At 67.6% G+C, this 14,419-nt stretch carries 11 protein-coding genes; 2 read left to right on the top strand and 9 right to left on the bottom strand.

Annotation, left to right across the window (positions count from 1 at the left end):
- Positions 1–274: 274 nt before the first annotated feature.
- The 4 genes from guaB to groES all read right to left on the bottom strand — a co-directional run bounded on the left by guaB (position 275) and on the right by groES (position 4,718).
- A complete protein-coding gene (gene guaB, locus ABD848_RS22300) occupies positions 275–1,765 on the bottom strand; it encodes an IMP dehydrogenase (RefSeq protein WP_344976176.1) in 1,491 nt (496 codons plus the stop codon).
- 142 nt (positions 1,766–1,907) lie between these two features.
- Complete coding sequence (locus ABD848_RS22305; protein ID WP_344976179.1) at positions 1,908–2,528, bottom strand: sigma-70 family RNA polymerase sigma factor; 621 nt, start codon at positions 2,526–2,528, stop codon at positions 1,908–1,910.
- A gap of 161 nt (positions 2,529–2,689) precedes the next feature.
- On the bottom strand, positions 2,690–4,300 hold the full coding sequence (gene groL / locus ABD848_RS22310) for a chaperonin GroEL (protein ID WP_344976183.1): 1,611 nt from the start codon (positions 4,298–4,300) through the stop codon (positions 2,690–2,692).
- Between the two features lie 103 nt (positions 4,301–4,403).
- Entirely contained in the window at positions 4,404–4,718 is a 315-nt protein-coding gene (groES, locus tag ABD848_RS22315; protein WP_425567653.1) for a co-chaperone GroES, read from the bottom strand.
- A 192-nt stretch (positions 4,719–4,910) separates the two neighbouring features.
- On the opposite strand from groES, the gene ABD848_RS22320 reads away from it, so the two are divergent.
- Positions 4,911–6,236, top strand: coding sequence for a class I SAM-dependent methyltransferase (locus ABD848_RS22320; protein WP_344976189.1), 1,326 nt, complete (start codon positions 4,911–4,913; stop codon positions 6,234–6,236).
- Between the two features lie 352 nt (positions 6,237–6,588).
- Positions 6,589–9,039 (top strand): apolipoprotein A-IV repeat region-like domain-containing protein, encoded by a 2,451-nt coding sequence (locus ABD848_RS22325; protein WP_344976192.1) that lies wholly within the window; start codon positions 6,589–6,591, stop codon positions 9,037–9,039.
- Between the two features lie 281 nt (positions 9,040–9,320).
- Here ABD848_RS22325 and tsaD read toward each other — a convergent pair whose 3' ends face one another.
- The 5 genes from tsaD to alr form a co-directional block, all read right to left on the bottom strand.
- Positions 9,321–10,361 carry a tRNA (adenosine(37)-N6)-threonylcarbamoyltransferase complex transferase subunit TsaD gene (gene tsaD, locus ABD848_RS22330; RefSeq protein ID WP_344976195.1) on the bottom strand — a complete coding sequence of 347 codons (1,041 nt, stop codon included), beginning with the start codon at positions 10,359–10,361 and terminating at the stop codon, positions 9,321–9,323.
- Positions 10,348–10,860 (bottom strand): ribosomal protein S18-alanine N-acetyltransferase, encoded by a 513-nt coding sequence (gene rimI, locus ABD848_RS22335; protein ID WP_344976197.1) that lies wholly within the window; start codon positions 10,858–10,860, stop codon positions 10,348–10,350. Before rimI ends, tsaD begins: the two co-directional genes overlap by 14 nt.
- Positions 10,848–11,525, bottom strand: a complete 678-nt coding sequence (gene tsaB / locus ABD848_RS22340) for a tRNA (adenosine(37)-N6)-threonylcarbamoyltransferase complex dimerization subunit type 1 TsaB (protein ID WP_344976200.1) — start codon at positions 11,523–11,525, stop codon at positions 10,848–10,850. The genes rimI and tsaB overlap by 13 nt, the downstream gene beginning before the upstream one ends.
- Before the next feature lie 23 nt (positions 11,526–11,548).
- The gene (gene tsaE, locus ABD848_RS22345) at positions 11,549–12,064 is read right to left on the bottom strand and encodes a tRNA (adenosine(37)-N6)-threonylcarbamoyltransferase complex ATPase subunit type 1 TsaE (RefSeq protein WP_344976203.1); all 516 of its coding nucleotides are present in this window, start codon (positions 12,062–12,064) and stop codon (positions 11,549–11,551) included.
- Positions 12,065–12,329: 265 nt separating this feature from the next.
- On the bottom strand, positions 12,330–13,499 hold the full coding sequence (gene alr / locus ABD848_RS22350; protein WP_344976206.1) for an alanine racemase: 1,170 nt from the start codon (positions 13,497–13,499) through the stop codon (positions 12,330–12,332).
- Positions 13,500–14,419 lie beyond the last annotated feature (920 nt).

Genomic DNA, 14,419 nt, shown 5'->3' on the forward strand with positions numbered 1-14,419 from the left:
TGTACCGCCGGCTCCGGAAACGGGACCGCACAGCCACCGCCCACCGCGCCGCCATAGAGCCGCTGCCTTTACCGGCCCATGGGATGCAAGGCTGTCAGGACCGCGCCAGAGCCGGAAAACGCGAGGCTGGGAAGCAGCGGAGCTCCGTCGCTGGAAAGAGCGCCAGGGGCAGCCCCGACCAAGGCCGGCTTGCGCTACCGGCGCCCTTCACCGTTGGACACCTCGACCGTCATTCGCAGCACCGCCAGGGCCCCCGTTTCAACCGCCGCCCCTGTCATCGCCGCCCTTCATAGTTGGGCGCCTCGACCGTCATTTGGATATCGTGGGGGTGACTCTCGGCAAGACCGGCCGCGGTGATCTGCATGAGTTGCCCCCGCTCGCGCAACTCGGCAACGGTGCGCACGCCCGCGTACCACATCGACTGACGCAGGCCGCCGGTGAGCTGGTGCGAAACCGCCGAGAGCGGACCACGGTAGGGGACCTGCCCCTCGATGCCCTCGGGGATGAGCTTGTCCTCGGTGGTGACGTCGGCCTGCGAGTAGCGGTCCTTGGAGAAAGAACCACCGCGCATGGCACCGAGCGACCCCATCCCGCGGTAGGCCTTGAACTGTTTGCCGTTGATGAAGATCAACTCGCCAGGGCTCTCCTCGACACCGGCGAGCAGACTGCCGACCATGACGACACTGGCACCGGCGACGATGGCCTTGGCGATGTCGCCGGAGAACTGAAGACCACCATCGGCGATGATCGGGACCTCGGCGGGACCGCACGCCTTGGCCGCTTCCATGACTGCGGTTACCTGGGGAGCCCCCACACCGGCGACGACGCGCGTGGTGCAGATGGAGCCCGGCCCCACGCCGACCTTCACTGCGTCGGCTCCGGCGTCGATGAGCGCCTGAGCCCCCGCGCGGGTCGCGACGTTGCCACCGATGACCTCGACGCGGGTGTTGGCCTTGAGTTTGGCGATCATCTCCAGCACGCCGATGGAGTGACCGTGGGCGGTGTCAACGACGATGAAGTCCACGCCGGCGTCGATCAGACCTTGGGCGCGCTTCTCGGCTTCGAGACCGACTCCGACGGCCCCACCGACGATGAGCCGGCCGTCGGAGTCCTTGGTGGCGTCGGGGTACTGCTCGCTCTTGGTGAAGTCTTTGACGGTGATCAGGCCGCGCAGCCTGCCGCGGTCGTCGACCAAGGGAAGCTTCTCGACCTTGTTGGCGCGCAGCAGCTTGAACGCCTCATCGCGCGTTACCCCCACCGGAGCGGTGATCAGCGGCATGGGGGTCATCGCCTCGCGCACGGGCCGGCCGCGATCATCTTCAAAGCGCATGTCGCGGTTGGTGACGATGCCGAGGAGATGGCCCTCGTCGTCGGTGACCGGAGCGCCGGAGATGTGGTAGTGAGCGCTGAGCCGCTCGACGTCGGCGAGGGTGTCGTCGGGGCGGCAGGTGACCGGGTCGGTGACCATGCCGGCCTCAGAGCGCTTGACCAGATCGACTTGGGCGGCTTGGTCCTCGGCGGAAAGATTGCGGTGAAGCACCCCGGCGCCCCCCTGCCGGGCCATGGCCACAGCCATGCGTGCCTCAGTGACCGTGTCCATCGCGGCCGAAAGCAGCGGGATACGCAGGTCGATATTGCGAGACAGACGGGTCCCCGTATCGGCCTCCCCCGGCTTGAGATCGGAATAGGCCGGAACCAGCAGGACATCGTCGTATGTCAGGCCGGGCGGCAGCAGTTTGTCGCTCGCCCCCGATAGATTCGTCATGACACCTTCCAAGCACATGGCTGCCGTGTGTTCATCCTAGAACCTTGTGCGCCATGAGTTCGTGGAATGCCCTGATACGCCTTCCGACGACTGTAGGCGTGTCCAACGTCACGCACGAGCGCCGTCGGTGCGAGACGAACCGTTAGAAGAGGCGACTGGCCACGGCCATCTCCCGAAGCCGGGCTAGGGCACGGTGCTGAGCCACTCGCACCGCACCGGCTGACATCCCCAGCACGTGCCCGGTCTCGTCGGCCGACAGGCCGGCGACGACACGCATCACCAGCAGCTTGCGTTGCTGTTCGGGCAGTTCGCGAAGGAGCGCCCGAGCCCGCTCTGCCTCAACGGTGCGCACCGCCGCCTCCTCGGGTCCGGGCCCTTCGTCGGGACAATCGGGCACGGAGTCGATGGGGACGTCCGCAGGTCTGGCGCCCCGGAGGGCGTCGGCCACTTTGTGCGCGGCGATGCCGAACACGAAGGCCACGAACGGGCGGCCCATGTCCTGATAGCGCGGTAACGCCGACAGCAGGGCGATACACACCTCTTGGGCGACGTCGTCGGAAGTGTGAGCGTGCCCCGAAACCCGGCCCAGGCGCGCTCGACAGTAGCGGACCACCATGGGACGGACCTCTCGAAGGAGCGAGTCGACCGCACCGCGGTCGCCTTGAACGGCTCGTGAGGTCAGGTGGTTCAGCTCCGTGTCTTCCGCTCTCGGCTGGGAGGCAGGCCGCTGTGCGAGTCCCCCCGCGACGCGTAGATCCGTCACATATCGAATGATGCCCGCACTCGCAGACTTACACGTCACGATCAGAGGCAACAGAATGGTTACATTAGGGCGATTTGCTCCCTACATATGCGTGTGTCCCGGGCAGTTCCCGGGACACACGTGGTAAGGCTCACTCCCGCCGTGGTGCGGGACACATTCGACTAGTGGCCGTGACCGTGACCGCTGCTGTCTTCTTCTTCCTCCTCCGGCTTGTCGACGACCAGTGCCTCGGTCGTCAGCAGCATGCCGGCGATGGACGCGGCGTTTTCCACCGCGGAGCGGGTGACCTTGACGGGGTCGATGATGCCCTGCTCCATCAGGTTGGTGTACTCGCCGGTGCTGGCGTTGTAGCCCACACCGTTGCCCGTCTCAGCGACCTTGGTGACGACGACGTAGCCCTCGGCGCCGGCGTTGGTGGCGATCCAGCGGGCCGGCTCCGACAGAGCGCGACGCAGGATCGCGGCACCGGTGGCCTCGTCGCCCGACAGACCGAGGTCACCGAGCTGGCCGGCGGCGTGGATCAGCGGCGCGCCACCGCCGGAGATGATGCCCTCCTCGATGGCCGCGCGAGTGGCCGAAATGGCGTCCTCCAGGCGGTGCTTCTTCTCCTTGAGCTCCACCTCGGTGGCCGCGCCCACGCTCAGCACGCAGACACCGCCGGCCAGCTTGGCCAGCCGCTCCTGGAGCTTCTCGCGGTCCCAGTCAGAGTCGCTGGCCTCGATCTCCTTGCGGATCTGGCGGACGCGGTCGTCGACCTCGGACTGGTCGCCGGCGCCGTCGACGATCGTGGTGTCGTCCTTGGTGATCGTGATGCGACGGGCCTGACCCAGCGTGTCGAGCTCGGCGTTCTCCAGCGTGAGGCCGACCTCCTCGGCGATGACCTGACCACCGGTGAGGGTGGCGATGTCTTGGAGCATGGCCTTACGCCGGTCACCGAAGCCGGGCGCCTTGACAGCCGCGGCGTTGAGCGTGCCACGGATCTTGTTGAGCACCAGCGCGCCCAGCGCGTCGCCCTCGACGTCCTCAGCGATGATGAGCAGCGGCTTCTTGGTCTGGAGAACCTTCTCCAGCAGCGGCAGCAGCGACTGGAGGTTGGAGATCTTGCCCTGGTGGATCAGGACGAGAGCGTCCTCCAGCACCGCTTCCTGACGCTCGTTGTCGGTGACGAAGTAGGGCGAGGTGTAGCCCTTGTCGAACTGCATGCCCTCGGTGAAGGCCAGGTCCATGCCGAAGGTCTGCGACTCCTCGACGGTGATGACGCCGTCCTTGCCGACCTTGTCGAAGGCCTCGGCGATGAGGTCACCGATCTGCTGGTCCTGGGCGGAGTTGGTGGCCACGTAGGCGATGTCGGAACGCTCGCCGACCTCGCGGGCGCCCTCGACGAGCAGCTCGGAGACGCGCTTGGCAGCGGCGTCGATGCCGCGCTTGAGCGACATCGGCGAGGCGCCGGCGGCCACGCTGCGCAGCCCTTCGCGAACGAGTGCCTGGGCCAGCACAGTGGCGGTGGTGGTACCGTCACCGGCAGCGTCGTTGGTCTTGGTGGCGACCTCCTTGACGAGCTGGGCGCCCAGGTTCTCGTAAGACTCCTCCAGCTCGATCTCACGCGCGACGGTGACGCCGTCGTTGGTGATGGTCGGGGCGCCGAACTTCTTGTCGATGACCACGTTGCGGCCCCGAGGGCCCAGCGTGACCTTGACCGCGTCGGCTAGGCGGTCGACGCCGCGCTCCAGGGAGCGCCGCGCGGTGTCCTCGAATTCCAGAATCTTCGGCATAGGTGGAAATCCCTCAGTCCGTTACGTGCGTCGAAAAGAAAAGGCCGTCCCGGCCCGGCAGTGGGCCGGCCGGGACGGCAGGTGTTCAGACGTGTCCTGTGGACTACTTCTCGACGACCGCGAGCACGTCGCGAGCGGAGAGGACGAGGTATTCCTCGTTGTCGTACTTGACCTCGGTGCCGCCGTACTTGCTGTACAGGACGACGTCGCCGACGTTGACATCCACGGTGACGCGGTTGCCCTTGTCGTCGAGACGCCCCGGACCCACGGCGAGAACCTGTCCCTCCTGCGGCTTCTCCTTGGCGGTGTCCGGGATGACCAGGCCGGAAGCGGTGGTCTGCTCAGCCTCAAGCTGCTTGACGACGATACGGTCCTCAAGCGGCTTCAGCACGGTCTTGCTTGCGGTGGCGGTCGACACGGTGTGACCTCCCCCTTCAAATTCAAAGATCCGAAACGACATGCTGGTAAAAGGGGCGACCACGGGCGGCCTGTCGTCGCGGGTGCCAGACCGGCCTCGTCGCGATTAGCACTCTACCTTCGCGAGTGCCAATATGAAACATAGCCGGGCCCATGAGGCGCGTCAAACAACAGGTCACGGGGGAAGAAGAAGGTGTCGAACGAGCGGATCGCGGCTTTTCACGCCCTCCTCACACCGGCCGGCCAGCGGCTTCTCCGCGGGCTGGACCGCGCCGAGATCGACACCGACCCGCTCGCCGTGGCGACCCGACTGCGGCGCGAACTGGCCACCTCGGACGCAAACGAGACCGAGGAGTTCAGCGGGGTCGGCGCCGCCGACCTGGTCAACGCGGCCATGACCCAGGCGCGGCTGCGTGGGCGGGCGCGCGCGAAGTTCGGGGAACGCGCCGAATCGATGTACTTCACCACAACGGGGGTGGAACAGGCCACCCGTGCCAGCGTGGCCCGTTACCGGGCCGCACGGCTGGCCGCCACGCTCGACGTGGGGGCTGTGCCAGAGTCGCCGCACGTAGCGGACTTGTGCTGCGGGGTGGGGGCCGATCTCATCGCCATGGCCGAGGCGGGGTTGACGGTCACAGGGCTGGACGCCGACCCGTTGACCGCGGCCGTGGCCCAAGCCAACATCGACGCGTTGGACTTGGGCGATCGGGCCCACGCTCGCGAGGCCGACGTCGTGGGGGTCTCCCCCGGCGAGTGGGCGGCCGTGTTCTGCGACCCGGCGCGCCGCAGCGGGCGCGGCCGGGTCTTCGACCCCGACGACTACTCCCCGCCGTGGCAGGAGGTGGTGGAACTGGCCCACGGCGCTCCGGCCGCCTGCGTGAAGGTGGCCCCGGGGATCGACCACGAGCGCGTCCCCGCCGACGCCGGCGCGGAGTGGATCTCGGTGGACGGCGAGGTCAAGGAAGCGGCGCTGTGGTTCGGTGCTGCCGGCAGCGATGGGGCCGGCCCCCGAGCGACTCTGCTCAGCGAACGCGGCGGCGACCCGGTGACGGTGAGCGCCGCCCCCGATCTGGACCCCCCACCGGTGGCGTCCCCCGGGCGTTACCTCTACGAACCCGACGGGGCCATCGTGCGCGCACACTTGGTGGCCGAGGCGGCGGCGGCTGTCGAGGGGGCGCTCCTCGATCCGGCCATCGCCTACATCACCGGCGACCGCTTGATTGACACTGCGCTGTGCCGTGTCTACGAGATCCAGGAGGTCATGCCGTTTTCCGGAAAACGACTGCGTTCGGCGCTGCGGGAAAGAAGGGTCGGCAGCGTAACGATTAAGAAACGCGGCTCGGCCGTAGACGTGGAAAAACTACGCCGCGACCTCAAGCTGAGCGGCCCCAACTCTCTCGTTGTCGTCCTGACTCGTATCGGCACTCGCCCCATAGCGCTGCTGTGTTCCGAGGTCACAGACGTAGAGCTCCAGAAAGGGACAGCTCAGGCGCAGGAAGCCCCACACGCCGCAGGCTAGGAAAACCGTGATACGCCGCATATCGACCAATCGGGAAATACCAGCTTATTCGCCATAGCACTGCGGTATACCGGGTCGATGTCGCTAGACTGAGCCCGCTGGACCCTTTTCCTCCTTCTCGTGGGTTCACTTGGTGACTCGTACGAGCCGCTCGGCATTTGGACCGAGTCGCGGCCGTTCAGCCGTAACCTGCACACCTACAGCCAGTAGGCGAGTTGCCGCCACATGTAACGCTTGTGTTGCCACATATCCCCTTTTCATCGTTCGAGCACCTTGCCAGACTCACCGCGAGAACACCGCCCATCCCCAGTGGAAACGGATGGGAGGGGCTACATCAATAAGGAGCACCTCGGTGGAACCGACTAACCACAACTTCCTCAATGGGGGAGGTCAGACCGGGATCTCCGACCGTATGCGGGACCTCCTCTCTCAAGCAGCCCAAGAGCACGTCTCCGAACAGAAGTCGCAGGGCGCGATCACCGAGGAGATGCGGCAGCGCCTTGAGGGCATGGAATGGCTGCTTCGCGAGTTTCGCGAACGGGAGCTGACCGCGCTCAGCGAAACCGTGACCGCGATCCAGTCCCGGGTCGACGAACTGGCCGCACGACCTCCGCAATGGGCGGAGACGCTGGCTGAGCACATCGAACAGGTCGGAGAACGGGTCAAACCGCTCTCGGAGCTGCCCAGGCTTCACTCCGACGTGAGTGGGCTCGCCGATAACCTGCAATCCGCGCAGAGCAAGCTCGACTCGCTCTCGGACACGGCCCTGCACACGGCCGGACAGGTCGACTCCCTCAGTGAGCGGATGGAGACGCTGGCGAGTAGCGTGGACTCGCGCTTCGCCCGCATTGACGAAGCCCTGGAGTCGCTGGCGGCACGGGCCCAGACACTGGAGTCGGCGATCGCCGGCGTCAATGAGCGCGTCGACGAGCAGGCCCAGGCCGCACGGGACCTGGCGGGCGAGCACCAGCAGAGCCTCACCACAGCCATCACCGAAGGCCGTGACGCGGTCACAGGCGCGCTCACCGAACGCCACGACGCTTTGGAGAGCCGTCTCAACGAGCACCACGAAGCCCTCACCACCAAGGTCAACGAGGGCATCACCGCGATCTCGACCAAGACCGACGAAGCCGTCACCACCCTCACCACCAAGGCCGACGAACACCGGGACGCCGTAGAGAACCGTCTCAACGAACACCACGAGACACTGCGCACCACGGTGACCGAAGGCGTAGAAACACTCACCACCACAGCCAACGAGCACCACGAAGCCCTCACCACCAAGGTCAACGAGAGCGTCACCGCGATCTCGACCAAGACCGACGAAGCCGTCACCACCCTCACCACCAAGGCCGACGAACACCGGGACGCCGTAGAGAACCGTCTCAACGAACACCACGAGACACTGCGCACCACGGTGACCGAAGGCGTAGAAACACTCACCACCACAGCCAACGAGCACCACGAAGCCCTCACCACCAAGGTCAACGAGAGCGTCACCGCGATCTCGACCAAGACCGACGAAGCCGTCACCACCCTCACCACCAAGGCCGACGAACACCGGGACGCCCTGAACAAGAGCGTTGACCTGCTCTCCACGCAGGCCGACGAGAACCACGCCGAGGCCACGGCCGCCGTCGCCGATGCCAACAGCGCCGTGGTCAAACTGGCCGAGTCGGCCGAGGAGCGGTTCGGTGAGCTGCGCTCGCAACTGGAACGTCAGCGCACCGAATTCAGCGAGCGGCTCGACGCGCAGCAGGCCGAGACCCGGGAACGCGACGAGACCCAACACGCGGAACTGCGCGAGCACACCGATTCCCAGTACGAGCGGCTAGCGGCCAGGCTCACCGAGGTCGCCGAGAACCTCCGCGCCCGCGCCGAGGAGGAGCGCGCCGAAACCGTCGCCTCGATCGCGGAGGTCAGTGCCGCGGTCTCTCGGGCCGACAGTGGCCTCAACGAGCTGGCGGATAAGAACGAGGCCCGCTTCGGGGAGCTGCGGCAGGAGCTGGCCGACAACGTCCAAGCGCTGACAGCCAAGACCGACGAGCAGCACACCACAGTGGTGGAGCGACTCGACGAGCACCGCGAGTCGGTCAACGACCGCCTGGAGCGCCAGGAGCGGGAGCTGACCAGCAAGGTGGACCAGCACCTCTCCACGGTCACCGGCAAGATCGACTCCCAGCACGACACGCTCACCGGCAAGTTCGAGCATGGCTTGGGGCGGCTCAGCGACCGCTTCGACACCTTCGAGGGACACTTCGACGGCAGTTTTGAAGGGATCGAAGGCAAGATCGACGGAGTGGACGGCCGCCTCGACGGGCTCAACGGCCGTCTCGACGGCGTCGACGGCCGTGTGCTCGGGGTTGAGGGCAAGTTCGACGGTGTCCACGGCCAGTTCGAGGGCGTGGACGGTCGACTCGAAGCCATCGACGACCGGTTGGAGGCCCTGAACCAGCGGCTGGGGCAACTGCCGGCCTCGCTGGAGGTCACTGAGATGCACCGTCGCCTGTCTGAGTTGGTGGAGCGGCCCGTGATCGACCACTCGGAACGGTTCGACTCGCTCGACGCCAAGCTGGTCGAGTCTCTCGAACCGCTGGTGAGCGAGGTGCGGTCGCGCCCTGACCGTCACGAGTTCGAAGAGACCATCAACGAGGCCGTGGAAACCTCCCACGACGACGTCACCAAGCGGCTAGCCTCGCTGGAGGAGACCATGCTCGCCTTGGCGGAGGCGCTGCTGCGGCCGGGGCGTGACGGCAAGAAGAAGCGCCGCGCCGCCGACGTCGACGACGAGGACGACGAGTAGACGCAGCTCTTCCCCGCTGCGCCTGTTCGTTTCCGAGCAGGACATGAACCGGGTGAGGGTGGCCGTGGGCTGCCCTCCCCCGGTTCGTCTGCCACGGGCTCGCCTGGCTGTGACACAACGGCCAGGCGAGGTGGTGAGCGAGCCACGACGCCCGCAGTGGTCTCTGCCGGCGCGCAGCCCCTTCTCCTTGCGCGGTCACACACGCCTGCGGGGTGGCCGGCGTGGATGCCGATATCGCCGGCGCTGCCGCAGGTGGCAGCAGCGCTGACGTAAGGCGCCGGTCAGCCGGCGAGGACCTGGCTCACCGGCAGGGAGGTGTCGCTGGCCAGATCCAGCGTGGCGGGCGGCAGCCCCGCCGCCACAACCTCGGCGCCCAACGCGGCGATCATGGCGCCGTTGTCGGTGCACAACCGTGGACGCGGCACGCGCAGCTCGACCCCGGCTTCGGCGCAGCGCTGTTCAGCCAGGCCGCGCAACCGCGAGTTGGCTGCCACCCCACCGCTGATGACCAGGGTGCCCACCCCGTGCTCACCGCAGGCGTCGACGGCCTTGCGGGTGAGGACGTCCACCACAGACTCTTGGAAGGCCGCGGCGATGTCGGGCACGGACAGCGCTCGGCCGTCGCGTTCACTGTCTTCCACCCACCGGGCTACCGCGGTCTTGAGGCCCGAAAAAGAGAAGTCGTAGGTGCCGTCCCCCCACTTGCCGCGCGGGAACCGGATCGCGGTGGGATCGCCGTCGCGCGCGGCCCGGTCGATGGGCGGACCGCCCGGATAGGGCAGGTCCAGCAGGCGGGCCACCTTGTCGTAGGCTTCACCGGCGGCGTCGTCGACGGTGTCGCCGAGCATCATGACGTCGGTAGCGACATCGCGCACCAGCAACAGCGACGTGTGGCCGCCCGACACCAGCAGCGCCACGACAGGCTTGGGCAGAGGGCCATGTTCAAGCTGGTCGACCGCGACGTGGCCCACGAGATGGTTCACGCCGTACAACGGCTTGCCCAGCGCCAACGCGTACGCTTTAGCTGCCGAGATCCCTACCAACAGGGCTCCGGCCAGCCCTGGCCCTGCCGTCACCGCGATGGCGTCGACGTCGGCGAGCTTGACGCCGGCGTCGTCGAGCGCGCGACGCAGCGTTGGTGTCATCGCTTCCAGGTGGGCCCGGCTGGCGACCTCCGGAACCACGCCGCCGAACCGGGCGTGCTCGTCGACGCTGGAGGCTACGTGGTCGCTGAGCAGTTCGCAGCCGCGCACCAGCCCCACGCCGGTCTCGTCACACGAGCTTTCGATCCCCAAGATCAGGGGCAGGTCACCACTGTTCATGCGTTATCTCCTCGGGTGGGGCGAGTCGCCGCATGACGACGGCGTCAGCGTCGGCGTAGTAGCCACGGCGCACCCCGATCTCGACGAAGTCGAAACGCCGGTACAGCTCCTGGGCTCGCGGATTGTCCGAACGCACCTCCAGGAACACCGCTGCGATGGCGCGCCGAGCCGCCTCAGCGAGCAACTCGGTGAGTAGGGTGGCGCCGATCCCCCGGCCCCAAGCGTCAGGGGCGACGGCGATGGTCTGCACATCGCCTTCGGGTGGCACGGCCCGCAGCCCGGCGTAACCGACGATGCGGCCACCCTCGCTGGTAGCGCTGTCGTCGTCCTCTCCGGGCTCGGCGACGATGTAGTAGCGATCGGGCGCGGCCAGTTCGTCGCGCAGCATGCGCTCGCTCCACGCATCGCCGGGGAACAGCGTGCGCTCTAGCTCCATGACGGCGGCCACGTCCTCATCGGCCATGGGGCGCAGCCGCGGCGGTACAGTCACGCTTGCCATTGCCGCACCCTCTTCGGCGCCGCCGGCACCTGAGCGTCGGGGCGGCGCAGGTAGATGGGGCGAGGAGCGGGCAGGTGCCCGCCGGCGCGCAGCCGGCGCGCAGCGACCTCGCCCAGGGCCGCGGCCGTGGGGTAGAGGGGGGCAGCGGTATCGGGCTCCTGTCCGAACGCCACGGGGTACAGCCATGCGCCGTGGCCGATGACGGGGAGGCCAGCAGTGTCGATGTGGTCGGGACGAGCCACAGCGATCTCGCCGACACGGGTGAGAGCGTCGTCGTAGCGCGCCCAGAAGACCTCTTTGCGGCGGGCGTCACTGGTGGCGATAAAGGGGCCGGACCGGCCGGAGGCGAATGCGAGAGCGTCAAGCGTGGCCACGCCATGACAGGAGAGGTCCAGGGCCTCCGCGAGGGCGTGGGCGGTGGCGAGCCCGACCCGCAGGCCGGTGTAGGGGCCGGGGCCGATACCCACAGCGATGTCAGTGAGATCGGTCAGCGCCACGCCCGCGCGTTCGGCTACGGCGGCGATGCCGGGGGACAGTAGCTCGCCGTGGCGGCGGGCGTCCTCGGAGGAGGTCTCAGCGAGTACCCGCACATCGGTGTCAGCGCCGGCTTCGCAGATGGCGGCGGTAACGGCGGGCGTCGCGGTGTCGAAAGCCAGAAGGAGCACGATCACTCAGCTTAGAGGTGTTGTTATTCGGGTTGTCCGGCGTCGATGGGCAGTTCGCTCCAGCGGTCACCGAAGCCGACCAACCGAATAGTGCGGCTGTCGTCGGGGCGGCGGTCGAGCACGATCCACAGCCGGTCGTCGTTGAGTTCTTCAGCGACGCCTTCGCCCCATTCCACGACGGTGACGGCGCTGGGGACAGTGGCGTCAAGGTCAAGGTCGTCGACTTCGGCGGCGCTGCCCAACCGATAGGCGTCCGCGTGCACCAGGTCGGGCCCGCCCTCCAACGCCGGATGGATGCGGGAGATGACGAAGGTCGGCGACGTGATGGGGCCGCGCACCCCCAGCCCTTCGGCGAGCCCTTGGGTGAGGGTGGTCTTTCCCGCTCCGAGCGGTCCCGAAAGGATCAGCAGATCGCCGGCGCACAGCCGGGCGCCAATACGACGGCCGATATCGCGCGTGTCGGCGTCGGTGGCCGCGACCAGCGTGGCCGTGGCGACAGCGGTCGTTTCAGGTGGGGTGGTCTCAGTGGTGTCGGTCATAAGCAGCGGTCTCAGGACTAGGTGGCGGCTGTGGGGCGATCGGTGGGACACTGCACGCTCCCCTGCGCCCGCCGGCGCGAGCAATGGGCCGACGCCACCGGGGCGCGGATGGACCGGCGCGAAGCGGCGGAGCGGGTGAACCCAACCGCCTCGGAGCCTCTCCTGGCCACGCACCGGGGCCGCCCATTCCCAGGATAGGCGCAGCGGGAAGGGGGCCGGACCGACGGCCGAGGATCGAGCGACGCGCGGTGGGACGTGGGGACGGCTACGGGCCGGGAGCCACGTTTTCCCCGGGGAGGATGCCGGTCTCCTGGTCGGGAGTGCCGATGTAGACCCGGGGCACCCGTGGTGCGACGCGCGTGACGATCTCGTAGGAGATCGTGTCCAGCACGTCAGCCCAGTCCTGGGTCGTGGGGGTGTTGTCGTCGCCGGGGCCGAAGAGGGTCACCGGGTCACCGGCCGCCACGGGAGTCTCACCGACGTCGACGACGAACTGATCCATGCAGACCGTTCCAGAGATCGTGAAACGCCGCCCGGCGATGCCCACGGGAGCACGGTTGGTGGCCGCGCGGGGCACCCCATCGCCGTAGCCCAGCGGTACGAGGGCCAGCGTGGTGGGGCGGTCGGTGACATAGCGGTGCCCGTAGGAGACGCCGTGACCTTCCGGGACACGCTTGGCCACCGCGATCCGGCTGGTGAGAGTCATAGCGGGGCGCAGCCCAACATCTCCGAGACTGGGGATGGGGTTGAGGCCATACGCGGCGATACCGGTGCGCACCAAGTCGAAGTGTGCCTCGGGCAGCGTGAGGGTCGCTGCCGAATTGGCCATGTGACGCAGCTCGGGGCGCAGCCCGGCCTTGTCGGCGGCTGCGCTGGCCTCGTGGAACGCATCGAGTTGAGCGGCGATGGAGGGGTGCCCCGGCTCGTCGGCGCAGGCGAAGTGGGAGAACAGGCCGACGACGCGGAGCAAGCCGGCAGCCTCGAACCGCGCGGCCTCAGCGAGGGTGGCATGCCATTCGTCGGCCGTGACGCCGCCACGGTTCAGACCGGTGTCGGCTTTGAGATGCACGCGGGCGGGCCGCCCCGTCTCCCGGGCGGCCGTGGCGATCTGGTCGATGAGCCAAGCCGCGCTTACGCCAAGGTCGATGTCGGCGGCGATCGCCTCGGCGATCGGAGCTCCGGGCGGGAGAATCCAGGCGAGCACGGGCGCGGTGATACCGGCCCGTCGCAGTTGGAGGGCTTCTTCGATAAACGCCGTGCCCAGCCACGTGGCGCCCCCGGCGAGCTTGGCGCGCGCGGCGGCAATTATGCCATGGCCGTAACCGTCGGCCTTGACTACCCCCATGAGCTGGGAGTTGGGGGCCCGCTCCTGGAGCAGAGCGATGTTGTCAGCGATCGCACTGACGTCAACGCGGGCTTCGGCGAAAGGAGGCATAACCTTCAGTTTGGCACGCTCGAACAGGAAAAGGACCAATGTAGCCAGCGAGAGCAGCGTAGTGAATGCCGACCCGCGGCCAAAGAACGCGCCGTCCCTGTTGAGTGGCTCCTGATCTGTTTAGGTCTTCCGCAACAAGTCTCCGTGGTCGAGAGACGCCACATACCTGATGGTTTGAGCTCCAGGCTAGGAGACGAGCTGGTGAAGCGAGCGGCGGCGAGGACGGGCGGTGGGCAGAGGCGGCTCCGAGTCGATGCTGTTGGCGGGGGTGAAGGGCGGCGACGGAAGGCGGCGAGGGGCGGGGGTGGTGGGTTTTTCTAGGGGTGGAGGCGGGGTGGCTGGTGGGGTGTGGTCGCTGCGAGGGGTGGGTGTTCGGCGGTTTTCGTGGCTCGGGATCGCCGTTGGGCGATCCCGGGGGCGATCTTGGCAACATCAAGCGCAGCTATCGGCCAGGTGGTGCCCGTTTTGGTGGGCCATGTCGGTTTCCCATCGGGGGAGAATGTTGATTCTCGAACGAGTGTCTCGCCTGTTGGGCGTTTACGCCGCGACTGCGGAGCGCTATGGGGGCTTTGTCGCTTTTATGGGGACGGTTGTGACGTGTTTGCACGCTCAGTGGTGCGCTACCCCCAACGCTGGACGTAACCCCCACATCCACCGTCTCGCCTAGTGAGACGCGGGCCGGTGTGTCCCTCCCCGCCCGAGAACCGCCGCACGCGCGGGACGCGGGGGGCTTGCGGGACGTGTTGGATGGCACCGCTGGGGCGAGGGCTCGAAGGGCTCGTGCTTCCCGTGTTGTCAACGTCGCCCGAAAGTGGACCACTGGGCGACGGATGAATGTTGACCACCCTCCACCACCAGTTTCTTCTCATCGCTTGGTCGTCCAGGCTCAGGTGCGGTTTCCGCCTGAGGGAGGTATCCGG

The sequence above is a fragment of the Salinactinospora qingdaonensis genome, from assembly GCF_039539445.1.
Lineage (GTDB): Bacteria > Actinomycetota > Actinomycetes > Streptosporangiales > Streptosporangiaceae > Salinactinospora > Salinactinospora qingdaonensis.